Genomic DNA, 24,771 nt, shown 5'->3' with positions numbered 1-24,771 from the left:
GTGGCCGTAAACTCAATGGTGCTTACGCCCACGGGAAACTGGCTGCCCGAGGGAAGTCCCGCGGTCTGTACAACAGTGTCAATCCCGCAATTGTCCATAACAAATGGCTGTGTAAAGAATACGGTACCGAAGCAGTCGCCCAAGTCGGTATTTGCAACCACATTGGCCGGACATACAATAAGTGGCGCCACATTATCCTCCACGGTTACGATTGCCGTACAGGTTGAAACGTTGCCGTTTACATCGGTTACGATTAGCATAACGTTGTTCGCTCCCACGTTTGAACAATCAAAAGAAGTAACATCAATGGTTGTAGAGGCAATTCCGCAGTTATCAAATGAACCGCCATCCACATCGGCCGCCGTAATGGTGGCGTTGCCAATGGCATCGAGCTGAACGGTGATGTTTTGGCAAATGGCTGTTGGGGCCACATTGTCCTCTACTGTTACGATTGCCGTACAAGTAGAAATGTTGCCGTTCACATCGGTTACGGTTAGCAAAACGTTGTTTGTACCCACATTTGAACAATCGAAGGTCGAGATATCAATTGTAGTTGAAGCTATACCGCAATTATCGAAAGAACCTCCATCAACATCGGCTGCGGTAATAGTCGCGTTGCCGTTGGCATCAAGCTGTACAGTAATGTCCTGACAGATGGCAGTTGGTGCTACATTATCTTCCACTGTTACAATTGCCGTACAAGTGGAAACGTTACCGTTTACATCAGTTACGGTTAGGATAACGTTGTTCGCGCCCACGTTTGAACAGTCAAAAGTTAAAACATCAATTGTAGTTGAAGCTATCCCACAGGCATCCGAAGAACCATTGTCCACATCGGCCACGGTTATTGTTGCGTTACCAGTAGTATCAAGCTGTACGGTGATGTTTTGGCAAACCGCTGTTGGAGCCACATTGTCCTCCACGGTTACGATTGCTGTACAGGTGGAAACGTTGCCGTTTACATCGGTTACGGTTAGGATAACATTGTTCGCGCCCACGTTTGAACAATCAAAAGTAGTAACATCAATGGTGGTCGATGCAATTCCGCAGTTATCCAAGGAACCATTGTCCACATCAGCTGCCGTAATAGTTGCATTGCCGTTGGCATCCAGTTGTACGGTGATATTCTGACAGATGGCTGTTGGGGTTACGTTGTCTTCCACGATCACGGTGGAAGTACAAGTAGAGCTATTTCCATTTACATCGGTTACCATAAGGGTTACCGTGTTTGGACCCACATCGGCACAAGTGAAATTATTTGGTGTTACCGATATACTTGCGATGCCACAATTATCGGTACTACCTCCGTCCACAAGAGCAGGATCCAATATGGCTTGGCCATTCGCATCGAGCTGTAGTATGGCGGGGGCTAGCTCATTTTTCCAAACATAGTTTATTTTAGTGAAATCCACATGGTCTCTTACATAAGCAGATATAGCAGAATCAGACCCACCTGGTACAGCATATCCATCATTTCCAATATCAACACTATGATTTTCTGGGTAAACGCCATTACCAACTCCCCAGCTATTCATCCAACCTGTATGGGTAATAGTGTTAGCATCGCTAGTGTTTGAATCTACGGAAATAAAATAATCCGAGGCATTTCCTCCAAAAATTAATGCAGCTGCTTCCTGGGGAGTATATACAGGAGGATTGTCTGTCCACATAGGACCATCGCTCACTCTATATGAGCCTACGTATACAGGAGTAGATACACCGCAAACCACGATGGGGGCTATGTTATCTTCGGCAGTAAAAATAAAATCCGCGCTGCTGGAAATTCCATCCGTATCGGTTGCGGTTACTGTTATTGTGGCATTTCCTTGCAAACCTGCAATTGGGGTGCCGGTTAGCTCGAAATTAGTACCGTTATATGAAATTGTCAAATTAGTATTCGGCAATAGGGTTTGATTATCTGAAACCGCCGTTACCGTTAAATCCATTGGGGCATCCTCAACATCCGAAATGGTAATCAGTTGCGAGAAAGTGCTACCGGGGCAGCCATTAACATTTGCAATAGGGTCAATCACAGGCGGTTGGTTTAGCTCCACAATTTTATCGTTGGAAAAAGAGAAACAATCCTGATCTCCGCCAAGACCACCATATTCTACAATATAGCCCATACTTTGGCCGGTGCCAAGGTCGTTCCATCGGCCATTATTTGCAAAATATATCTGCATAAAATTTTCGCCGGTGCCCGAATTGTTTGGCTCCCCTGCGTTCCAGTTTGCAAACTGGCCGGGAAGGGCTGCGCTTCCAACGGAGAACTGTGTGCCGGCCTCAGGACCGGTTACCCAGAACCAATTATTTTCTGCTGCTACCTGATTGTTATAAACTGTAGTGCCGGCAGCAATATTTATCTGGTTAAAATCATCAGATCCGCCCATCCAACCATCGTCGGTAAGCTTATTTTTAATAAAATCATTTTCCTGTATTGAGGTTGCCGTTGCCAAATATCCCTGAAGTCCATAAAGCGTTCTGGTAGCCGCGGCGGCTTTTGCCTGGGTCCAGCTTAGAGCTTGGTTTACATATTCATAGTAATGGTTATTATCTGGATTGGAAACACTGCCGCCAATAATAAAGCGGATGGTACGCGCGGATGTGTCACTGCTGCTGGTACGGAATTGTACATTTTGGAACAGTTCCTCCAACTGCACATCCGTAATGGTTCCCGATACCGACAACACTCCGGTGGCGGCGTTATATGAGGTAGTAACCCCAGCAGGTAGCGTGTAACCAACTTGTAGGCCCAGTTCATCGCCCGTTTGGAAGTTATCTGAAATGGAAACCAAGGCGCCATCGGCATTGCCCGTATAGGTTATTGCTATTGATGGATCTACGGTGGTAAAGGTGCCTGTACTTACTGCCTGGGTATTTCCGGCAGAGGTCACCACATATGGATCTGGCGCTACAATTGTAATATCGGCATTGGTATTACTGCTATTTCCAGAGGCATCGGTTGCGGTCAAAACAATTGTTTGGGTACCCACATCGCTACAGTCAAAGAAAGTCTTATTGAGCGAAAGTATAAAGGAACAATTGTCGGTAGAGCCATTATCAACCATAGCGGGGGTAATGTTGATTCCTGCTGGATCCATCAGTTGCAGCGTAATATCCTGCGCTTGGGCAACTGGAGCTATAGTATCAACAACTGTTATTGTTACTGGCGTAACCGTAGCGTTACCGTTGATATCCGTCACGGTATAATTAATTATGTTTGGGCCCAAATGTGTACAATCAAATGTAGTTTGGCTTAAGATTTTTGAATCGATGCCACAATTATCGGTGCTGCTTATTTCAATGTCGGTAACGGTGATGGAGGCAGTGCCTAAATTGTTCAATGGCAGGGTGATATTCTGAGTAGTTACGACGGGGTTGCTATTGTCAACCACCGTAACGGTTATGGGGCATACATCGGAATTGTTCCCATTACCATCAGAAAGGGAAAAACTTATTAAATGCGTTCCAACGGTCAAAATAGTACCTGGGGCTGGATTCTGTGTAACGGACACACTGGCCGCACAGTCATCGGTCGCGCTTATTAGTCCCGTGAAATTTGGCAATACTGCAGTGCAGCTTCCGTTGCCGGTATTTACAATTTCGGAAGTGCTTGCGCAAACTGCGGTAGGGGGTGTATTGTCTACATAAACCGTGTAAGTTTTTGTTTCGGTGTCAAAAGTGCCATCGCTGAATCCGGCGGTAAGGGAAACCGTATAGTCAGTGTTGCCCGGAAGGGAGGCGAAGGTATGGGTAGGATTTTGAATATTGGAGGTGGTGCCATCACCAAAATCCCATGCCCAGGAAGTTACTGTAACGGGAATAACTGCGCTAATGGACACATCTTCAAGGCCCCAGTTGTCAAAAGTTGTTCCTGAATTGGCAGGTTGATACCATCTAAATAGAGTGTTGTTGGTTTGTGCCGCGGGAGGAATGGCAATATCGTTCCAGTACCAATTGTACCAAGGAAAGCTTCCAGTAGGAGTTGTATCCCAGCCACCGAAAATCTCGATCCAAGTGGATCCATTGTCCGTACTGTATTGTAAATAAACTTCTTCGTTCGCCGCATCTGGTTGTTCACAGCCGGTGCCCTCATTATTACCATAGCGAATATAGAAGGTAATGTTACCGCCCAGACTTACGTTCACACCATTGGTTTGAACAAAACGGCGGCCGGTATTAGGACCTGTAGTTGCAAGGTTTGTAGCCCAGAAGTAGGACGTATTATCGGGAGAATTTTTGCCGGGGCAAGTGTTGGAGCTCACCGTAAAGGGAGAGGCGGACCATCCCGCAGGAAGGGTACCTCCGTTAAAGGTAAAGGAGGTAGCAGTGGTAGTACTGGAAGCGGTACCGCTGAAGGCCACAGTAGTGTTGCCGCAGGAACCGCTGGCAAAATCTGTTGTAAAGTCGGTGGTTTGACCATAAACTACCGATGCTATCAATGTGAATAATAGCAGGAATTTTTTGTGTAGATTAAAGGGCATAGGTTTTTATTTTTGAGATTAGGAATTGATTTGCGCGGGCGTTTTTTGCGCTGTTGTCCTTGGAAAAATACTTTAGATTTCCATCGTCGGTACAAGCACCTTTAACAATTTCGCGGGGCTTTAGGATTAAGTTTGTGGAAATTTCCTCCTCAGTTGCACCCGTGCTGGGAGTTCCTAAAATGTACTGAAGGTTTAAAGATGCGTTAGTTTTGTTTTCAATTTTTAAAATGTAGTATTCAAAATTGAAACCATTGGCCGCATCAATGCAGTCCGTTAAGACATATTCAATCTTAACTTTTTCATTTTCGTGGGCAAGTGTCCATTTTTCCTGTGCGGCCCCCGAGATAAATCCAAAAAGGGAAAGCAACAGCATTGCGTAAAATTTTGTCATAAGTATAAATGTTAGAATTGGGTTCCATGGAAATATGTAAAAGTTAAAATTTTAACATTTTCCGGCGGCAAAGAAAAGACATTTTCCACGAATACAAAATGATATTGTATAGATAAAATATAGATTCTCTGCAAAACTAAAAGCTCGCATTTAGGCTAAAACAAAGGGAATGAGTCATATAAGAATTGATGGTAATATTTTTATCTGTGATGACTATTATTTCCTACGCTATTCTGACATAAAAAAATAGGTTGCGGATTAAGGACCAAAAAGAACGATGTAGTTTTCGTCAATCGGATAAGAATTTTTTAATTGTCGAAGTATTCAATCCTTGAATCTTGAGTGAACTTTAATGGAAATGTTAGTCAATGCGAGCGGAGCGTGGCAATCCCGTGAAAACTACTTGTTGAATAAGAATCTACGCCACCACAGGTTGCTTCAATCGCTCCTTTGGTCGCTCCTGCGCAATAACGCTGTTTATGGATTTTTGGATTGTTCGATTGTTGGATTTTTGGATTGGTGAATTATGGAAATGTTTAACTGTTGAATCTTTGAGTTGACTCCTTTGAACATATTGGTCATTGCGAGCGAAGCGTGGTAATCCATTGAGACTACTTGTTGCACGAGGAACTAAATTACCACAGGGTGCTTCAATCGCTTCGTTCAACGGCTGGAATTTACTTCAGGTTTATGGAAAATCGTAAGGCTTCAATATTAACTTCTCATCTCCGCAACCAATTGCCGCGTCGCCTCTTTTATAAATATTTCCAATTCGTCTTTTTCCACGCCTTCATAACCTTGGGGGCCATTTTTTTCTCTTTCCCTACGTTCCTTGGTTAATTCCTTCATTGATTTTTTGATAATGCATCCTGCGGTACATGGAGTGTAATTGAATTTATAAACTCCTGCAAATTCGTTAGTCTTGATAAGTATTACCTTAAATTCTACTGAAGCACCATAGTATTGATGTACATAAGATTGTTCGATCTTTTCTTCATTGTTTTTATTGTAATATTTATTTGTAGAATATATAATTTTTGGATCCAGCTTTGTGAGTTCAATAATTAAATCTGTATCGGATTTATTTTTGAGCACTTCATAATCTATATTGTTATCCTTGTTCCCAATAATTTGGTTGAACAGCTGCCTATCCCTTACTACGAACTTGCTCGCTAAAAGTTGGTTTTCTATGGCGTTATATAAGTAATCAATATTTTCATTCTCCGTAACCGTATATGATGCCTCATTCACCCTTAATACCACTTTAGGGTTTTTATTAGCGGCGAGAAAGTTTTTTAGAGAATCTGTTTTAACTATCTCGTCTGACTTTTTAGAGAATTTAATGCTTTTTGAGCTGGAACAAGAAGTTGCTATAAGAACTAATGCAAATAAAAGTAAGGCAATGTGTTTCATTTTGTTTGTTTTATGGTTAGGATTGCCAAACTTACACTTGAAAATTCAATTTGTTTTACGGGATTCCGTAAAGACGGAAATTTTTGAAATAATATAATCCTTCTTTGGTAATAATACTGTTTTCACAATTGTTCCAGCTATTTTCTCAAAAAAATAATCCCTTACAGAAAACCGTAAGGGATTTGAAACAACCTACATATTCTCCCCAAAACATGTTCATTGGCTATTCACGAGGTAAAATTAGGAGTAGAAATTGATAAAAGTTTACGGGATTCCGTAATGTATGCTTTAAGCTATAGACGGTCGGCTGTATGCCAAAAACTTCGTGGGCTACAAAGGTATTATAATAGCCTCAGGTCCTTTACAATTGCTACCAATTGGGTGGTGTTTTTCGCCTTAAAGTGGTCGCAAAGTTTACTGATTTTTTTTTCTATTGAACTTAGGCTGGAAGGATTGATATTGTTCTTTGTAAAATTAAGGCTGATTTCTTTTTGGATAAAACCGTGGGATAGAAGCTTGAGAATCTCAAGATCGTAGTCGCTTATTTCTATGGGGCGTTCCTTATGAATGGCATTTGCAATTTGGGGCGAGAGGTATTGTTTACCCATATATACTTCCTCAACGGCTTGTGCCAATTGTTTGAGGCCGTGACGGCCCTTACATACGTATGCATCCGCTTTACAATCCAGCATTATAGTGCGCACTTTTTGGAGGTTGTCCTCAACGGAATAGGCTATTATTTTTAAATCTGGATGCTTTGGCTTTAATGCCCTTATCAAGGATTCTCCCGAAGGATATTGTTGGGTTCGATGGTCTGCCACAAAGGAAAGATCGGTTATTAAAAGATCAAATGGACTATTATCCAAAACCGCTTTTTCTATTTGCAGAAAGGCATCGTCGCAGTAGGCCACTTGGACAATTTGTTCGATATTGAAGGAATTCAAAACTGAGATTACGCCTTGGTTGATACATTCAAGGTCATCTGATACCAAAACTTTTTTAAACATACTCATATTATAATTTTTGATCTGAACCCATTTCCGGGTTCAGATTCAAAAGTAATAGTTCCCTTAATTGCCTGAATACGGTTTTCCGCATTTTGCAGTCCATTTTTATTTTTTAGGGTGCAACCTTGGCCATTATCGGTATATTCAATAGTAATATTTTTGCCACTTTGGTGGAAAGTAAGCAATACTGCAGAGGCATTGCTATATTTTTTCATATTGGTCATTAATTCCCGCAGCACCTTATAGACAGTTTCTTTTTTAATTTTTGGAATAATTTCCCAATCAAGGGTAGCTAAGTTACGGGTAGAGATAGCTGTGGTATCAGATTGATATGTTAATAAGAGATCGTTGAGCTGTTCGCTGAAGTCGGCTCCTATTTCAATAGCACTGTTTTCTTTGGAGATGTCGCGTGTTTTATTGTAAATATTCTCAAGGTCATCAAGCATTGCTTCTTCCTCCTTATATTTCCCTTGCATTTTTGCCATTAGCTGGTATATATCGTTTGCTACGTCATCGTGGACTTTTTTGGAAATACGTGCCTCGGTTTTGTGTACCTGTATTATTTTTTCCTTTTTATGTCTTGCCTTTAAGAGAAGAATAATTAAAGCAGCCAATATGAATATGGATATTCCAAGAATCATAAAGAGCCTTTTTTGTGCTTTTTCCTTTTCTTGGAGCAGTTGTGCTGCCATGGTGTTTTTTCGTTCCTTTTCGACATTGTATTTTATAAAGGCATTTTTGTTTTCGGCCAATTGCTTGGCATTGGCAATACTATCAGTTATGTACTTGAACTCCACAATCTTTTGGTCTTCGTTCATTATTACATAAAGTGAAAGAGCATCTTGGAGAAATGTGATGCTGTTAAGTGAGTTTGCAATTTCATAGGCTTTTTTGGCGTATTTCATTGCTTTTATGGTGTCATTTCGATCGAGATAATAGAGAGATAAGTGTTTGTTGCTAGAGTAGGCGCCCTCCACATTTTTAAAGTTTTCTCTAATGGTCTGTGCTTTTTTTAAATTCAATATCGCATTTGGATTTTTCAATTTTGATTGTACAAATCCCAGATTATCGAGAATCATTGCAGAGCGAAGTGAGTTTGTATCATTGCCCATTTTCTGAAAGGCAAAATTGAATTGCTCACTTGCCTTTTGAAATCGTCCCCAGTCTTTATAAATATTAGCTTTATTGTTTATTAGTGTAATACTATCCGATAATTTTGTTGAAAAGGAAAGGGACAAATTATAGGCTTCAAGCGCCTTATCGTATTTTTTTGTCTCGCGGTAAATATTGCCTAATTGATTATATAGCCCTTTTCTGCCTTCAATTAGAGTATCCTTTTTTGAATAATGATCAATCAATGAGATGGCTTCTGCCACGGAACTTTCACTGTCGTATATATTCCCAATATTAAATTGACCCAGCGCAATTAATCTTAAATCATTTATAGTACTTAAGGTATCGCGACTGTCCTGATCCTTTTCTTTTTTACGGGTGTAAAATGAAATACCTTTTGAAATAGTTGTTTCATCACTAGGATATACTATTGAATTGTAATATTTATTTATAGTGTCACGATTTATTTGTGCTTTTAAGGTAGTAGTGCTATCTACTAAAAATAAAAGGAAAAAAAAGAGGAGTGAAAAACGTTGCGCATTCATTCCTCTAAAGTAATAAGAATTTGAATAATCCAGCCGCCACTTATTCTAGGTGGAGGATTGATAATGGATGATGGATTATGGATGATTGTGGATAGATGGGGAATATGCAGAAATGCTAATTTATCCCTCCACATGTAACAATATAATTTTTCCATCGTCAATTATAGGAGCAATGTCCACTTTTATGGAAGCCTGTATTTATGTATTATGTATAACAAGGTATGTTGTTTAGCATAACCATAGAAAAGACGGCCTTTTTCCTTACTATAAACGAAATGGAAATTTAAGGTGGGCACAAAAAAGGGATGGCGGCATCCATCCCAAAGACTAATCATTAACATCAATCAAAATCATGAAACGTTTATTAATTTTATTTTTCTGTGTTCTTTTTATGAACACTTCCGCTTTTGCAAATGAACCTCTGGGCCGAATTTACGGCTCCGTAATGGATGGCGAACTGGCCAAACCCATTCCCTATGCCACGGTAGTAATCACGGACTCAAAGGGCGAATTGGTATCCGGTATTTCCACCACGGAAGATGGGGCCTTCAATATCGAAAAGATCCCCAATGGCACCTATACCGTAAAAGTGCAGTTTATGGGCTATAAACCCTATACCACCGAAATTGTGATCTCGGCACAACAACCCAACCATAACCTTAACATTATTGAGCTGCATCCAGACGTGGCTATGTTGGACAGCGTAACTGTGGTGGCCGAAAGAACCACAATCGAGCAGCGCATCGATAGAAAGGTAATAAACGTGGGGAAGGACCTTACCACCGCCGGGGCCACCGCCGCAGATATTATGAATAATATCCCCTCGGTGCACGTGGATCAGGACGGGAATATCGCCCTGCGCGGCAATGCCAACGTACGCATTTTGGTGGATGGCAAACCTTCCCATATGGATGCCGCCCAGTTGCTTCGGCAGATTCCTTCCACTTCCATAAAATCCATTGAGCTTATTACCAATCCATCGGCAAAATATAACCCCGAGGGAATGAGCGGCATTATCAATATTGTGCTTCACAAAAATGCGAACGATGGGTTTAATGGCAATGTAAACCTGGGCGTAACGGCCAGTGAGCACACCCGGTATAACGGAACGCTTGATTTGAACTACCGCAAGGACAAGCTCAACTTCTACGGAAATTTTGGAGGGAATATTGGTGAACGGCTCAACCAAGGGACCGTAAATTTATATGAGGATGACTATCGGCAAAAATTCCAGATTGTAGATTCGGAAGCTTCCTATCTATACAAATTGGGAGTAGATTTTTTCCTTAATGATAGGAATACCTTTTCCTTTTATACCAATCAGAATGTATATACCGGCGAACCCACGGGCGGCATTGATATTATTTATCCTAACAACCCTACGCTGGATCTTCGTCAGAATATTTTTATGAATAATGAAAATACCAATAGCACCTACAACTTTGCGGCAGACCATAAATTTAATGACGACGGACATAAAATAATTCTGGAAGCCAACCTAAACCAATTGGACAGAAATGAAGATTCCAATTTCTCCTTTGAAGGCAACACGGGAAATCTTGAGGCATACCACGATTTGGTGAATGAGAATATTGAAATTTTCACCACAAACGTCGATTATGAAAACCCATTAAGTGAAACCGCTAAGCTGGAGGTGGGCGTTGAGGCCCAACTGATGGATACCGATAATGCATATAATACGGACAGCAATTTATACACCGATGCCACCTATCAATACAAACGCGATATCTATTCGTTTTACTCCACCTTCGGACAAAATTTTGAAAAATGGTCCTATCAGCTAGGGGCAAGGTTGGAAAACTATAAGGTAGATGCTGTTTATAATGGGGAAGAGGTTTATAGTGACGAGATTTTCAGCGTCTATCCCAGCGGCTTTGTAAACTACACTCCCAGTGAATCCAATTCCTACCAAATGAGCTATAGTAGAAGAGTGGACCGACCAAGCTTCGGGCAGGTGAACCCGATAAGGGACGTTAGCTCGCCGCGGTTGACGGTATCTGGCAATCCGGAACTTAGGCCTCAGTTCACAAATTCGTTCGAAATTAATTACACCAAAAAATTCGAGAAAAAAGGAAGCGTTACCGCCGGGGTTTTCTTTAGGAATATGAACGATGAGATAAACCAGATTTTTAGTGAAGATCCGAACGAAGATGGTTCCCTGTTGATACAATTTGCCAATTTCGAAGATAACAACTCCTACGGAATAGAGCTGAGCACAAATTATAAGTTCACCGATTGGTGGAGCACCAACACTAGTTTTGAAGCCTATGGACAAAAGGTGAAGGGAATAGTTGGCGAGGAATCTTTGGAGGTCGATAACACGGCTTGGACCATTCGTACCAGCCACAGTTTTAAGACCACTGAACAACTCACCCTTCAGCTATTCGGCTTTTATCGCAGTGCCTCCCACGAGCTGCAGTTTGATATGGAGCCTATGTTCTTTATGAATTTTGGCGCGCGATACAGCTTCTTAAACGATGCGGCTATGTTCAGTCTTAATTTTAATGACCTATTTAACACTCAGGAATTTAAATTTACCAATGGCAGGCCCATCGCCCATGAAGGGGAGTTTAAGGGAGTAACCCAAAACGTATATCTGGGCTTTACCTACCGCTTCGGTGGCGCGGAAAGCAAAAACCTGAAACGAAAGGAACGGGAGAAAAATGAATTAAATGGTGGAGGCATGTTTTGATGAAGAAGAAATAAACGTCCTCAGTCACTTCTATTGAAGAAGTAAATCCCCTATGGAAATTCTATAGGGGATTTTTATAATTTTGGAATACAGCCCCCTTATTTTATATCTTCCAAGCGGCTCACCGTATCCAAGGTTTTCCGGATTTCCGCAAGCTGTTGTTGAATTGTGCTACTAATTTGTGGCATTACAGCCCTATTATTATCCAGAAATTCCTCGTATTCCGCAATACTGGCCTTATCTCCCCGAATACATTCCTTAAGAATGGCCTCATCATTCTTACCGGCAACTGCAGCCTTTATATCAATCCACCCTCTGTGAATAGAGCCGGTAATACTTCCCTCGGTCGCAACTTTAAAATCGGGATCAACGACCAAAAGAACCCTGGCCAGCTCTTGGGCAAATTCCTTTCTGTTTTCGGCTTGTTCTATCAAATAGGAGCGGAGATTCATACTTTCGGCATCTTCGGCCGCTTTTCTATAGCCTTTATAAGCGTCGTAATTCTTCTCTATGAGGTTATTTACTTTTTCTGAAATTTCGGTTTTCATAATAGTTTTTTTAGTTTTTATACTCTGGCCCTTCTTCCATTTTCATTCGGAAAATCTATGCCAAGTACGCCCAGATTATTAGTCACCATTCTTTTATACGGATATTTAACCCTATGCTTCAAACGATTTTTCAGGTATCCTTTTTTCGAAATTAATGCCGCAATAATATTCATAACTTGTGTTTTTAGGTTTACCCCTTAAAAATAAAAATAACCCGAATGTCTGGCTATGACTTTAGCATTCCTTTAAATATTTTGAAATATTCTATTGGAAACAAAAATCAAGTCTGCGATGATTTATAATAGTTTAGGGTAACCGGTTCTAATGAAAACAGGTACGAGGAGAATTGGTATATCGGGTTTGGAAAAGGGAATCTTTTATCTAAAATTATTGGTATTAAGGGCCACGAACGGACTTTCCAAAAAATTAAAAAGTAACAGAGGATTCATTAATACGGAAATTGCACTTGTTAATTGCCGAAGCCATTTGTTACGTGAGGATGAAAACTACACGAAAAAAACTCCTCCTTTTTTATAGATCCCGCATCAGTTGCTCAAAACTTTCGTCATTATCGTGCAGATTCATTTTTTTCTTAATCCTATATTTTTTTGAAATGACACTTTGGTGGCTAATGCCCATGAGGGACGCGATTTCTTTATTGGTCAATTGCAATTTTAAAAGGGAGCAGAACGCAATGTCGTTCTCTGATAGGACGGGAAACATTTCCGATAGGCTATACCCAAATTCGGGATAGACTTCCACAAATTTTGTTTTAAAATACTTCCAATAATTTCGTTGATTTAATATGCTTTCAATTTGCGCGGCCAGTTCCGGGGCTATATCCTCCTTACTGCTTGCCTCCAATAAATCCTTTATTTGGTTCTGAATATCGGCAACTTCCATGGACATAGCCACGAGCTCCCGCTCCTTATTGCCCAGACTATTTTCCTTCTCTTTTCTTAATTCCTGCTCCAGCTCCTGGTTTTCCTGCAAAATGAGGTTAGTGGTTTCCAATTGTGCAAGGGAATCTTTTTGTAGTTTTATTTTTTTTCGGTGGTATTTATATAACACCATACTCACTACCAAAAACATGATGGCGAATGCCAACGTGAGCAGCGTTAGACTTTTCTGTTCGCTATTGTATTTTTTTAATAGGTCGTTGTTTTGGGAAAGGGCCTTGTTTTTCTCCCCCTGAATTTCATTCTGATAAACCTCCTCCAGTTGTTTTATCTTGACGTTGTCTTCGGCATTGCCTATGGAATCCTTCAGAAAATCAATTCGCTCAAAAACATCCAAAGCGGTTGCGTAATTCCCTGCCTTGGCATAGGTATCCTTGGCGTAGAGCAAAAATCCTAACTCATCCTGCGCATTCATGCGCTGCTTAAAATTGGCAGTGCTTTCCTTTACATTGTTTATTACCTCAAGCGCGGCCCTGCTATCATTTTTTTCATTTAGAAATCGTAAGTAATAGGAAGCAACGGGCAAAAACCGGGTAGAATTTACTTCCAAAAGATAATTATACGCATCTCGTAGCGCCTTTTCTGCCAATTGGGGCCTGCCTGTTTCGGCATAAATCTTTCCAAGTTTGCCAATGGCCACGTTCATGTACTCCAGATTATTAATATCCTTTAACCCATCCCTTGCTTCCTCCAGCCATTCCTCTCCTTCTTTTTGTTTTCCCGTTTCCACCAAACTTTCTGCATAGGCCAGTAGTGTAAGATAATAGGGTGCACCCTTCTGTTTCCTGAATTCAGGCAGGACGTCCTCATAAATATCAATGGCGAATTTATAATTGCCATTATTAAAATAGACATTACCCAATTTCTGCTGAAGAATATAAATGCGGGGATCCTCGGTTTCCTTGAAAATTTCAATCGCTTTTTTAAGATAGATTATGGCCTTTTCCTTTTTTGCCATATAGTTATAATTCGACGCCATTTCGCCATATACCAATCCCTCCCCGTTCAATTCCCCTAATGCCTTATACCGTTTCATGGCCTCCTCAAGCGCTTGAAGCGATTTGGAATATTCCGCCATGGTACGGTAATTTATTGCCAGATTTGAATAAATCTGCGCCTGGGTATGCGGGAACCCATTGGAAAGCGCGATTCCCTTATCAAAGGAATATACCGCTGAATCATAAACAGCCAATTGATTGTAGGTGATTCCCAGGTTGCTATAGGTTTTTGCCGTAACGGTATCATGAAGTGCTTCGGATTGTTCCAGAAGTTTAAACAAATAGACCTTCGCCGAGTCCGGTTTCTTAAAAAGATCGTTTTCTATTTGCTGTTGTAACTTTTCAATTTTCCCATTTTGGGCCGGAAGATTTGCGCAGCAAAGGAAGAGTAGGAAGGAGAGGAGAGCGTATTGTTTCATAATTTAATTTGGCAACCAAATTTAGAAAAAATAATTCTATTGGGTTTGTAGGAAATTTGGGTATTTGAAGAGTTTTTTGACCTCAAAAAATCCAAAAATCCGGGCGTTCTTTTTAGGGGAGAAATTATTTATTTTATATGCAAATTAGTTACATATCAATAACTTAAGTCACTAATAAGTTTATTTTCCGAGAATTTGAAATCATGGAATCCATCCCAAAGAGAGGAATTTTCATTCATAACCAATCTCCAACACTTCAATCATTCTGGTTTCGGCGCCAAGTTTAAAGGGGATTTTATCTTTTACCCTATGCCCAGTTAAGGCCACGGCAATGGGAGCTACAAAGGCAATTTTTCCTTTTGACAGATCGGCCTCATCAACCCCCACAATTTGAAATGTTTGTGGCGTAGGGGAGGTGGAAATTTTATAGGTTACCCTCGCTCCGAATCGCACCTCATCCTTTGGCTGTGTGGTAGGGTCTATAATTCTGGCGGAGGCTATTCTTTCTTTCAATAAATCGAGCTTTCCGTTTAATACCGCCAATTCAATTCTTCTTTGCTGTTCGTGCGTAGTGGGGAGGGTGTCCCGTTCATGCTCCAACGCGGCTCTTTCCGCTTGAAGTTGTTCCCAACCATTGGGAGTAACATAATTAATTGCCTGCTCCGGCAAGGCCGCCCGTGGGGGAATGATTGGGGTTTCTTCCTGATCTCCTTCCTTAACAAATCCTCTGCTCATGATGAATGAAAGTATTTACAATTAACAATCAACAATTAACAATCAACATTTAACATCAACAATTTACAATCAACAGTTAACGATTAAACAATTACACAATTACACAATTACACAATTAAACAACAATAAAAAAAGGGAAGAAAAGAATATAAAAACATCCTCCCACCCTTTTTAAATATTACTCTTTAATAGAACTATTTGGCGTCGAAATTAATTTTGCCATAGGCTGCTTCGGTTAGGGTAACGTCCGCATCTTTTTCCTCGCCCAATATTTCCTTTAAAATTTTTAAGGCTTTATTTTCTCCCAAGGTTTCGGCCCAAGCGCAAAGGGTACCATAGGAAGCAATTTCATAATGCTCCACTTTTTGGGCGGCGGCAATTATACCTGCATCGCGCACTGGTCCCGCTTTGGTACTTTTCATAATATCCTCGCCTTCTTTAATGAGGCCGTCCATGGCATCACATTTTTCTGCTTTGGCTTTCTCGCCAAGGATTTCAAAAACCTGTTCCACTTTTTTTACTTGGTCCTCGGTTACAGTAAGGTGATCCTCCATTGCTCTTTTCAGTTCCTCGGTGGTGGCATTTTTTGCCATTTTCGGAAGGGCTTTGGTCAGGGCCTTTTCTGCCCAATAGATATCCTTCAGCCCGTCAACCATCAATTCCCGAAGATCCTCCGCAGCCGATGATTTGGCCTTTACCTTGCCGGCGGCAGAAGTTTTGGAGGTTGCTGATTTTTTTGAATCTGAGGTTTTGCTTTTGGAAGCGGTTGATTTACTTTTTGAAGCTGTATCTGCTTTACTCTTTGCTTGTGTAGCCATGATTTAGTTTTTAAGGTTATAAACCAAATTTAGAGGGAGACAAAATAAATGGCAAATTGCTTAACAATCAATTAACTTCGATTTAGATTCTGTGTTAATAATTATTATGGATTGCGCTATTTAAAGAATATTTTGGAGCACAATTTCGGGGAAACCATCCCATAATCTTTAAGAGTTTGAATAAGAAGAAATCAGGGTATGGAGTATCCTAATATATGTGGTTTTATAGACTCGTCATCCGGATTTCCGGTAAAACTTATCCACCCTTTTACCTTGGATTGCCCGGGTACATAATCAAATTCCAATCTTGCTTTTTCTGTATCGGACCCTTCGCCTTTTGTAAATTCAATACTTAATTTCTTGGCGGTAATATCGCCCTTGTTATGTACCGTAACAGGAATGGTATAATGGTTTGTTTTAGACTCGGCTTTTCCAAGACTTATTACAATATCCGGCGGGTTTTCTTCTGAAACAACCATTTGATATACCAGCACGCCAATGGTAAAGGAAACGATTACCATGGAAATGAGGGTGACGGTCCATTCCAGCCAATTCTTCTTTTCCTTTTTCTTCTTCTTTTTCTTTTCCATAGTTTAATCCTGTATAAGCAACCTACCTGCCGAAGCCCCTAAAATAGCGGGAAAGCCCAATACCACTGTTTCCGCAATAATTCCTGGGAGGGAAAGATTATCAAACCGTCCAAAAAACCAAAGCATAAAGGCCGAGGTTATCAGTGCAAGGGCATACATAATAGCGGTTCCGGCAATAATTTCGGTGATGGAGTCCCGATGGAGTATATCATCCTGGGAACCTTTAAAATTAATATGGTAGAGGATTGCCGCACCAATAGCCAAGGAGGTGATGGCGATCAACATAAGTTTAAAGGGCGCGGACTCCAGCGCGATTAATACCACCTCTTCCGTGGGGGCTACATTGGCGGCGACTATAAGACTTCCGCAAAGGGCGAGGTTAATGGAGCGCACTAAATAGCGTTTTCTTTGGTTTGGGTTTAAATCTTCCAGTTTCCCGGAATCTTCTTCATCACTCTCTTCTTGCTTATCGGAATTGTTATTGTCGCTCAATTGTGCTTTCCCTATGGAAATTCCAATGGCTACCGTAACCGACTCCACCACAACCTTTCCAATTATTTCACTGTAAGGCATTTCCGGTACAATGCGCCCGGTTATATATAAAATAATTACAGAAACTACGATGCCGAGCCCCAACTCCTCCAATGCTTCGGTAAAACAGGCAAGTAAACTGGTATCGGAGCTAAGGCCAACATAATGACTGTACATCATTAAGAGGAAAATACCGACCGCCAAATAAATAAGTAAATGTAACGGAGCGGCAAGAAATCCGGTCCACCAAAGCTCCATGGTATATAACATGGGCAGGCTAAATAGCAGTCCGCCGGCAATGCCGCGACCATATTCCTTTAGCGTTTGGTCTATGGATTTGTAAAAACCTTCCATTTTAAGGGAAGCGGTTTAAGGGAACATATTTTAATTTATCCATGGTAATATGCCTTAGAAATTTTTCAAGACTAATTGCACTTTTCCAAACTTGAAAGATAATAAAAGAAAATGTTTTTTCAGCCCATATCCTCATCGGGTGGGATTAAGATTGAAGCTATATAATTTCATTCGGGTATATTAAAAACACTTTTATGTTTTCCACAGAAATGTGAATATTTAACGAGGAAAAACTTGGTTCATTTATCAATATTGCTATTCAATTCAATAAAACCTTGGAAACCAATAATCCTGAAACCAGGATTTTTCCCATTAATATTTTCTTTGTCGATTGGCCGCTAAAAGTGACAAAAATCATTATTATAATTACTCATCTATAATATATTTGTGCTGTGATAAAAGTCTTCCTTCTCGTCGCATCATTAATAATGCTCACTAAACCCTTGTGGCCCGTTGTTGAGTATGTGGTGAATTACGATTACATAGTGAATGTACTTTGTGAAAACAAGGATAAGCCCGAAATGCAATGTAACGGGAAATGCCATTTGACCAAGGAATTGGCAAAGGAGGCGGAGACCGACAATACAAATCCATTTAGCAGTAAAACTTCTAAAACTGAGATTCCGCAGTTTATTATTTCAGAAAATATATCAGAATACAATTTTGATTCGGGAATTGCAAAAACTTCCCGTGAGAATATAGGCTATATGCCAAATTTAAATTCTTCACTTTTTACTTCTGAAATCCTGCATCCGCCGCAGGTATAATTGCGAACAGAATGAAGCAATGCCATTTTCGGCTTTGTTTTTTTACCGTCCTACAAATCTATCATCGCTTTATAGTGGTTTTTTTGTAGGTCTTCAAATAATCACAAATAACATTAAAATGAAAGCAATTATAAGTGGGTTTCCTTTACGGGAAATGCTTATGGGCTGCCTTTGTTGTATACTCATTTGCGGAATTTTTTCCTCAGTGTACGCACAGGAAATGCCTGCCGATAGTTTGAAATTGATCCATCTTAACGAGGTGGTAGTAATTTCGGCCGGCAAGCAACTGGACCATCAAAAGCAACACAAACCTTTATCGAGTTTAGATGAGTTTTTAGAATCGTCGCGCAGCATCAACATGGTGAAACGCGGTGCCTACGCCTGGGAACCGACCATGAATGATATGGCCTCGGAACGTTTGGCCATAACAATAGATGGAATGCAGATTTTTGGCGCCTGTACCGATAAAATGGATCCGATAACGTCATACGTGGATGTGTCGAATCTTTCTGAGGCACAGATTGGTTCCGGGCAGCAGGGCGCAGCTTTTGGAAACGCCATTGGCGGCGGCATCAACCTAAAACTGGACAAAAGCAGTTTTAAGAAAACGGGTTGGAACGGTTCTTTAGAAAGTAGTTTTGAAACAAACAATGCAATGCGGGTATTTGGTGGCGAATTGAATTATTCCGATGAAAAATTCTATTTGAATACCGATGTAATCTATCATAAAGCCGAAAATTATAAGGCTGGGGGCGATAGGGAAGTGCTTTATTCACAGTTTGAAAAGTATAATTTTTCTATTAATTCAGGCTATAAATTGGCTGAAGATAAATCAATTTCCGCAACCTTAATTTATGATGAAGCCAACGATGTGGGCTATCCCGCCCTAACGATGGACGTTTCCTTGGCGCGTGCCGTGATTGGCTCGGTGAGCTTTAATCAGGATACTTTGCTGGGGAATTTCACCAATTGGGAATCTAAGTTGTATTACAATAATATTAAACATGTAATGGACGATACCAAGCGGCCGGATGTGCCAATACATATGGATATGCCCGGTTGGAGCGAAACAGCTGGATTTTATACGCAAGCCAATTTCAATAAGGAGAGGAATCATTTCTTCTTCAAATTGGATGGGTTTTATAACAAAAGTTATGCGGAAATGACTATGTATCCAGCCAATAGCAATGAACCGCTAATGTTTATGCTTACCTGGCCTGATGTGCGCACACGGAACGTAGGGATTTATGCCGAAGACCATATAGATTTTGAAAAATCTTCGGTAAAACTTTCCACCCGTTTGGCGTATCATTCAAACACGGTTGCGGATGATTTTGGGTTGAATAGTTTAAAAATATTCTATCCTGAAATGGACAGAACAAACACTCGTTTTCTGAAAAGCTTTTCGGCACAATATCACAAAATGGTGAATGATTTTCATTTTAACGGCGGCATTTCTTACGGTGAACGCGCTCCGTCGGTTTCGGAGGGTTATGGGTTTTATTTGTTCAACAGTTTTGATAACCACGATTACATTGGTGATCCGGATTTACAAACAGAAAGCGCCGCAGATGCAAATGTTTCGGTGACCTATAAAAAACCAACTTTTGAAATTACCGCAGCGGCGAACTATTTCCACGTTTACAATTATATAATTGGCGTGGTAGATAATTCGCTTAGTAGCATGACCATTGGTGCCGAGGGCGTAAAGATTTATACAAATCTGGAGTATGCGCAGCTTTTCAACGCAACGCTTTCGGGAAGGTATAATATTTCAAATGCGTTTAAATTGACGGGAAATATATCATACCACCGCGGGATTGATAACGAAGGCGAAAACCTGCCCTTGATCAGTCCCATTTCATACAGAAGTGCCCTCGATTTCTATAAAAACCAATATTCCGCTTCGTTATCCGTAAATGGTGCCGGCGAGCAAACCAATTATAATCCAGCCTATGGGGAATTGAAAACTGCTGCCTATGCTACGCTTTCCGCCAGTTTTGGGAAGCGATTTTTTATCAGGGAGAACTCTCTTTTCATAAAAGCTGGAATTGAAAATGTTCTTGACACTTATTATTCTTCCTATACCGACTGGAACAACATTCCGCGGATGGGCAGAAACTTCTATTTAACCATTTCTTATTCAATCAATTAATTTAAAAAGTTACCCGCCTTTGCGGGCATGAAATTATGAAAACACTAAAATATATATTCGCAATCCTAATTCTTTCACCTTCCTTTATAAGCTGTTCCGACGATAATGAGGAAACCCCCATGGAACCAAACCCTGTGGAAGGTTTAAATAAGATCTATGAATTTCCGTCAGCAGACCATATCGTAGAAATCTATTCAGACAAAAGCGCTTTGGAAGTTGGCTATAATGAAATTTCAATCAGAATAAAGGACCTGGCGGCCGATAAGTATCTTATAAATGCGGCAGCCACTTGGATGCCTATGATGCACATGGAGATGATGACGCATTCGGCACCACACAGTACGTTGGACAATTCTGCGGAAAGTTCGGTCTATAAAGGATATATCGTTTTCCAAATGGCGGGTAATGCTTCGGAATATTGGGATCTTACACTCAACTATACTTTAAACGGGGAGCAAATTACCGAAACCCATCAAATATCTGTAACGGAGCCAACCGATGGACTTAAGAAAGTGCAAGTTTTTATGGGCAGTGATGATAGCCGGTATGTTTTGGCATACTTGAATCCTAAAAAGCCGCAGGTTGCAGTCAATGATTTTCAGGCAGTGCTTTACAAAATGGAAGATATGATGACCTTTCCCGTGGTTGAAAATTTTAAAATTACCGTTGACCCGAGAATGCCGGGAATGGGCAACCACAGCTCCCCAAACAATGAAGATTTAACCTATAGTGCTGCGGACCAACTGTATAACGGGAAGCTTTCGTTGACTATGACGGGATATTGGAAAATCAATCTAAAATTACTGAACGAAAATGGGGAAGTTTTAAAAGGCGAAGATGTCACGGAATCAAATCCGGAGAGTAGCCTTTATTTTGAACTGGAATTTTAGTCACTGAAGATTTAAATATTTCTGCACACGCTTGCGAAAGATTGTTTGCGACTAAATTTATATTTCCAAAATGAGCGAAAGGAAAACAAAGTGTTTTTTCGTCTAATCCGGTAAGGGCCCGCGATTAAAACTGAAGTAGTTCGCCTTCAATAGGCTCTACTATATACACTTTTTTTCCTTTCCCTTTAACGAAGTTAAGACGTATTAATAGTAGCCAAATACAAAAATCCATTATTTGATGGGCTGAATATAACGAAAGTCTTCCCCATCCTTTATGACCAATAATCCTTCATAAAGCAAACGGATGGTGTTCTCCACATCATTTTTATCCACCATTTCGGCGGGGGTGTGCATATACCGGATAGGCAATGAAACCAGCACCGATGCCACTCCGCTATTGCTATATGCAAAAGCATCGGTATCCGTACCCGTAGAGGTAGAGGCCAAATGCTGAAAAGGAAGTTTCTTGGCCTTTGCAGCATCAATAAGCTTTTTCCGAAGTTTGTTATGCACGGATGGCGCAACCGGTAACACAGGGCCTTTCCCTATTTCGGCGTGCCCATCCTTCTTTTCATTTAATAAGGGGGTAGTGGTATCATGGGTCACATCGGTTACAATAACCACATCCGGCTTAATTTTACCCGCTATCATTTCCGCGCCATTCCTTCCGGATTCTTCTTGGACGGAATTCGTAAAATACACCCCGAAGGGTAGTTTCACCCCGTTTTCCTTCAGAAGCATGGCAACCTGGGCCAACATAAACCCGCCGATACGGTTATCCAGAGCGCGGGATACAAACTTGTCATCATTCAAAACAAAGAAATCATCACAATAGGTAATTACGTTTCCTACCTCTATTCCCAATTCCTGCACTTCCTTTCGGCTATGCCGGCCCACATCTATAAAAATATTATTCTTTTCGGGCTTCACGTCCTTCTCGCGTATATGGGTGGCGGGCCAGCCGAACACCCCTTTTACGGTTCCCTTTTCCGTATGTATGTTCACCCTTTTTGCTGGGGCAATCTGTTCATCTATGCCCCCGTTGGCAGTAACATATATCATTCCATCATCGGTGATGTAATTTACGTACCACGAAATTTCATCGGCATGGGCTTCCAGCACTACCTTATATTCGGCCTCGGGATTTATAATCCCTATGGCCGTCCCATAAGTATTGGTTTCAAATTTATCGACATAAGGTTTTAGGTATTCCATCCATTGCTGCTGGTTTTTCCATTCAAAGCCCGTGGGAGAGGGTTGGTTGTGATAACGGGTCAGGAAATCCATGGCGTCTTTGTTGAAGATACTTTCTTTCTTTTTCATAGCATTGGTTATTTATATTCTTCTATTGTGTTCTATAAAATGATATTGATTAAATGTGAATTCGAGCAAAACGGGAAACTTTAATATATAAGGGTTTTTCCTTTTATCCACTCTCTCATTTCGCCCAAAAAGGTGTCGAGCATGGCTTGGTATTCCTCTGGGGGATTCCCTATTTTGAAGGTGAGCCAACTATCCCAGAAGCGGTCCAGAATTCCGTAAAGGGGCGCATCCAATTGTGAAAGGGCTGTAAAATAGGTTTCATAATCAAAAGATTTATTGGGGGAGGACTTCATGGAAAAGAATTTCCCCATAAAATCCTGTACCGCCTTCCCATCATAAATGCCATTTTTAAGATAGGTGCCCGTTATCCTTTCCATATCCTTTTGGTCCATCATTTGCTTGTGGAAATCCTTTGTGAAATGGTCTTTTTCAAAGCCCATTCCCAGGTACATTGGCAACATTTTAAAATGCTCCAAACAATTACAAATGTGATTGACCACCTTTTGGGAAAATAGGTGAAGGAGCTCGTGGTCATCTTCGGTTCTTTCTGAAAAATCCTCCAAAATGAGGGTTTGTTTCTGTTTAATATATAGGTGAAGTAATTCGTGGGTAAAAGGCGCGGGCCCCATATTTTCCTTATCAATATAAATAGTGACTTCCTCCGGCGAGAAATTTGTGAGGTAACCACTTTTGGAATTTTCCTTTAGGGTGATTTTAAAATACTCGTTCATTTCGTGCCAGAGATCCTCGTTTCTTTTATCTATGAGTGCTTTGAATTCTTCTTTCATAGGCTACAATTTTTACCTAAAATTAATTTCCATTAAAATGGTTTCAAAAGGGATTAATGATTTATTAACGTTGATGGAAATGCAAATATATTACTCATTATGTGCCCTATTGAGAAGGATTGAGCTGCTTTAATAGAAGGTTGTTAATGTTAGATAAAATTGGTTAAAAATTCGTGAAAGGCTTTGCATAAATGGAGAAGGGAAATTAATTTTAGCTAAAAGAAAAATTCATTATTAACTTTATAAATAAAAATGTTATGAGCAATCAAGATCAAAACCAAAGAAACCAAAACCAACAGCAGAATCAGAATCAGCAAAACCAAAATCAAAACCAACCGCGCAATCAGCAAAATCAGCAAGATCAACAGCGCAATCAAAACCAAAGAAACCGTCAGGAAGAAGAATAGGCCTGATGATTTTTGGATTAATGTACTAAGCCCCTTTTGGGGCTTTTTTTGTGAATCATGAGTTGTGAGTGTTTTTGAGTTATGAGTTATGAGTTATGAGTTATGAGTTATGAGTGATTTGGAGTTGTGAGTTATGAGTTGTTATAAGTGAATCGTGAGTTGTGAGTTGTGAGTAGTCTGTAGTCTGTAGTCTGTAGTCTGTAGTCAGTAGTCAGTGGTTAATGGGTAGTTGCCTGGCTTTTGGTTTTTGGTTTTCGGTTGTTGTTTGTTGAATTGGAATGTGTTAACTTAGTTTTTCAATACCATTTATTATGAAATACAGGGACAGAATAATGAAGCTTTTATGCGAGGATACTGATACCAATTTTGATGCTTGGGTACTTTCCCATACCGATACATTGGAACGGGTGGCAATTATGCGGGAGGTCCAACAAATAGCGAGGGAAACCTTGGGGTTGATAATGCCAAAACGATTTGAAAGTTTGGAACAATTGGCAATCTCTTTAGATATCTATGAAAACCTTACCCATATATTTAAATTACATGATGATGCATTTGATAGGGAAATGGAAGAAAGGCAGCGCCAAGCCGAAATAAAACGCCATAATAATTTTCGCACATTTATTATAGACTCCGTGCTGGAGAAGATACCCAACGAGGAATTTTGGTTGGAAGAGGCCCAATATTTAATTGAGGAGGAAAAGGAATATGGTGAGTACGATCCTAAGAATTGGGAACGGTTGCCAGAGTTGTTGTGATGGTAGGCATAAGCAAGCGCGAATTCAGGGCGATTGAACTTTAAGAAACTTAAGAAAAAGTATTA

20 protein-coding genes are annotated in these 24,771 nt (G+C 40.5%); 6 read left to right on the top strand and 14 right to left on the bottom strand.

Going from position 1 to position 24,771, the window contains the following annotated elements; translation table 11 throughout:
• The 5 genes from QRD02_RS13595 to QRD02_RS13575 all read right to left on the bottom strand — a co-directional run.
• Window positions 1-4,484: HYR domain-containing protein (locus QRD02_RS13595; RefSeq protein ID WP_290255510.1), on the bottom strand; the 4,484-nt coding region annotated here is incomplete at its 3' end.
• A complete protein-coding gene (locus QRD02_RS13590; protein WP_290255509.1) occupies window positions 4,474-4,875 on the bottom strand; it encodes a hypothetical protein in 402 nt (133 codons plus the stop codon). The genes QRD02_RS13595 and QRD02_RS13590, both read right to left, overlap by 11 nt.
• A 714-nt stretch (window positions 4,876-5,589) precedes the next feature.
• Window positions 5,590-6,288 carry a hypothetical protein gene (locus QRD02_RS13585; protein ID WP_290255508.1) on the bottom strand — a complete coding sequence of 233 codons (699 nt, stop codon included), beginning with the start codon at window positions 6,286-6,288 and terminating at the stop codon, window positions 5,590-5,592.
• Between the two features lie 341 nt (window positions 6,289-6,629).
• Window positions 6,630-7,301 (bottom strand): helix-turn-helix domain-containing protein, encoded by a 672-nt coding sequence (locus QRD02_RS13580; protein WP_290255507.1) that lies wholly within the window; start codon window positions 7,299-7,301, stop codon window positions 6,630-6,632.
• A complete protein-coding gene (locus QRD02_RS13575; protein WP_290255506.1) occupies window positions 7,298-8,953 on the bottom strand; it encodes a tetratricopeptide repeat-containing sensor histidine kinase in 1,656 nt (551 codons plus the stop codon). Before QRD02_RS13575 ends, QRD02_RS13580 begins: the two co-directional genes overlap by 4 nt.
• Before the next feature lie 352 nt (window positions 8,954-9,305).
• On the opposite strand from QRD02_RS13575, the gene QRD02_RS13570 reads away from it, so the two are divergent.
• Complete coding sequence (locus QRD02_RS13570) at window positions 9,306-11,666, top strand: TonB-dependent receptor (RefSeq protein ID WP_290255505.1); 2,361 nt, start codon at window positions 9,306-9,308, stop codon at window positions 11,664-11,666.
• 98 nt (window positions 11,667-11,764) lie between these two features.
• Here the strand turns inward: QRD02_RS13570 and QRD02_RS13565 are convergent, their stop codons facing one another.
• From QRD02_RS13565 to QRD02_RS13535, 7 genes are all read right to left on the bottom strand, one after another.
• Window positions 11,765-12,214 carry a ferritin-like domain-containing protein gene (locus QRD02_RS13565; RefSeq protein ID WP_290255504.1) on the bottom strand — a complete coding sequence of 150 codons (450 nt, stop codon included), beginning with the start codon at window positions 12,212-12,214 and terminating at the stop codon, window positions 11,765-11,767.
• A 17-nt stretch (window positions 12,215-12,231) separates the two neighbouring features.
• Complete coding sequence (locus tag QRD02_RS13560; protein ID WP_290255503.1) at window positions 12,232-12,387, bottom strand: hypothetical protein; 156 nt, start codon at window positions 12,385-12,387, stop codon at window positions 12,232-12,234.
• Between the two features lie 358 nt (window positions 12,388-12,745).
• On the bottom strand, window positions 12,746-14,590 hold the full coding sequence (locus QRD02_RS13555; protein WP_290255502.1) for a tetratricopeptide repeat protein: 1,845 nt from the start codon (window positions 14,588-14,590) through the stop codon (window positions 12,746-12,748).
• A 231-nt stretch (window positions 14,591-14,821) separates the two neighbouring features.
• The gene (locus QRD02_RS13550) at window positions 14,822-15,325 is read right to left on the bottom strand and encodes a GreA/GreB family elongation factor (protein ID WP_290255501.1); all 504 of its coding nucleotides are present in this window, start codon (window positions 15,323-15,325) and stop codon (window positions 14,822-14,824) included.
• Window positions 15,326-15,519: 194 nt separating this feature from the next.
• Complete coding sequence (locus tag QRD02_RS13545; protein WP_290255500.1) at window positions 15,520-16,143, bottom strand: YciE/YciF ferroxidase family protein; 624 nt, start codon at window positions 16,141-16,143, stop codon at window positions 15,520-15,522.
• Between the two features lie 191 nt (window positions 16,144-16,334).
• Complete coding sequence (locus tag QRD02_RS13540; RefSeq protein WP_290255498.1) at window positions 16,335-16,733, bottom strand: hypothetical protein; 399 nt, start codon at window positions 16,731-16,733, stop codon at window positions 16,335-16,337.
• 3 nt (window positions 16,734-16,736) lie between these two features.
• Window positions 16,737-17,618 carry a TIGR02587 family membrane protein gene (locus QRD02_RS13535; RefSeq protein ID WP_290255497.1) on the bottom strand — a complete coding sequence of 294 codons (882 nt, stop codon included), beginning with the start codon at window positions 17,616-17,618 and terminating at the stop codon, window positions 16,737-16,739.
• Window positions 17,619-18,046: 428 nt separating this feature from the next.
• Here QRD02_RS13535 and QRD02_RS13530 point away from each other — a divergent pair, with 428 nt between their 5' ends.
• From QRD02_RS13530 to QRD02_RS13520, 3 genes are all read left to right on the top strand, one after another.
• Window positions 18,047-18,385 carry a hypothetical protein gene (locus QRD02_RS13530; RefSeq protein WP_290255496.1) on the top strand — a complete coding sequence of 113 codons (339 nt, stop codon included), beginning with the start codon at window positions 18,047-18,049 and terminating at the stop codon, window positions 18,383-18,385.
• Between the two features lie 118 nt (window positions 18,386-18,503).
• Complete coding sequence (locus QRD02_RS13525) at window positions 18,504-20,540, top strand: TonB-dependent receptor (protein WP_290255495.1); 2,037 nt, start codon at window positions 18,504-18,506, stop codon at window positions 20,538-20,540.
• Window positions 20,541-20,575: 35 nt separating this feature from the next.
• Window positions 20,576-21,430, top strand: coding sequence for a hypothetical protein (locus QRD02_RS13520; RefSeq protein ID WP_290255494.1), 855 nt, complete (start codon window positions 20,576-20,578; stop codon window positions 21,428-21,430).
• Between the two features lie 231 nt (window positions 21,431-21,661).
• Here QRD02_RS13520 and QRD02_RS13515 read toward each other — a convergent pair whose 3' ends face one another.
• Entirely contained in the window at window positions 21,662-22,753 is a 1,092-nt protein-coding gene (locus QRD02_RS13515) for a M20/M25/M40 family metallo-hydrolase (RefSeq protein WP_290255493.1), read from the bottom strand.
• An 80-nt stretch (window positions 22,754-22,833) separates the two neighbouring features.
• The gene (locus QRD02_RS13510; protein ID WP_290255492.1) at window positions 22,834-23,541 is read right to left on the bottom strand and encodes a hypothetical protein; all 708 of its coding nucleotides are present in this window, start codon (window positions 23,539-23,541) and stop codon (window positions 22,834-22,836) included.
• 257 nt (window positions 23,542-23,798) lie between these two features.
• On the opposite strand from QRD02_RS13510, the gene QRD02_RS13505 reads away from it, so the two are divergent.
• Both QRD02_RS13505 and QRD02_RS13500 read left to right on the top strand, forming a co-directional pair.
• Window positions 23,799-23,948, top strand: a complete 150-nt coding sequence (locus QRD02_RS13505) for a hypothetical protein (RefSeq protein ID WP_290255491.1) — start codon at window positions 23,799-23,801, stop codon at window positions 23,946-23,948.
• Between the two features lie 311 nt (window positions 23,949-24,259).
• Window positions 24,260-24,706, top strand: a complete 447-nt coding sequence (locus QRD02_RS13500; RefSeq protein ID WP_290255490.1) for a hypothetical protein — start codon at window positions 24,260-24,262, stop codon at window positions 24,704-24,706.
• The last annotated feature ends 65 nt before the right edge of the window (window positions 24,707-24,771 follow it).

Source organism: Aequorivita aurantiaca (genome assembly GCF_030410135.1).
Taxonomy (GTDB): Bacteria; Bacteroidota; Bacteroidia; order Flavobacteriales; family Flavobacteriaceae; genus Aequorivita; species Aequorivita aurantiaca.
The sequence above is the reverse complement of the archived record's forward strand: the minus strand, read 5'-3'. Positions and strand labels throughout refer to the sequence as shown.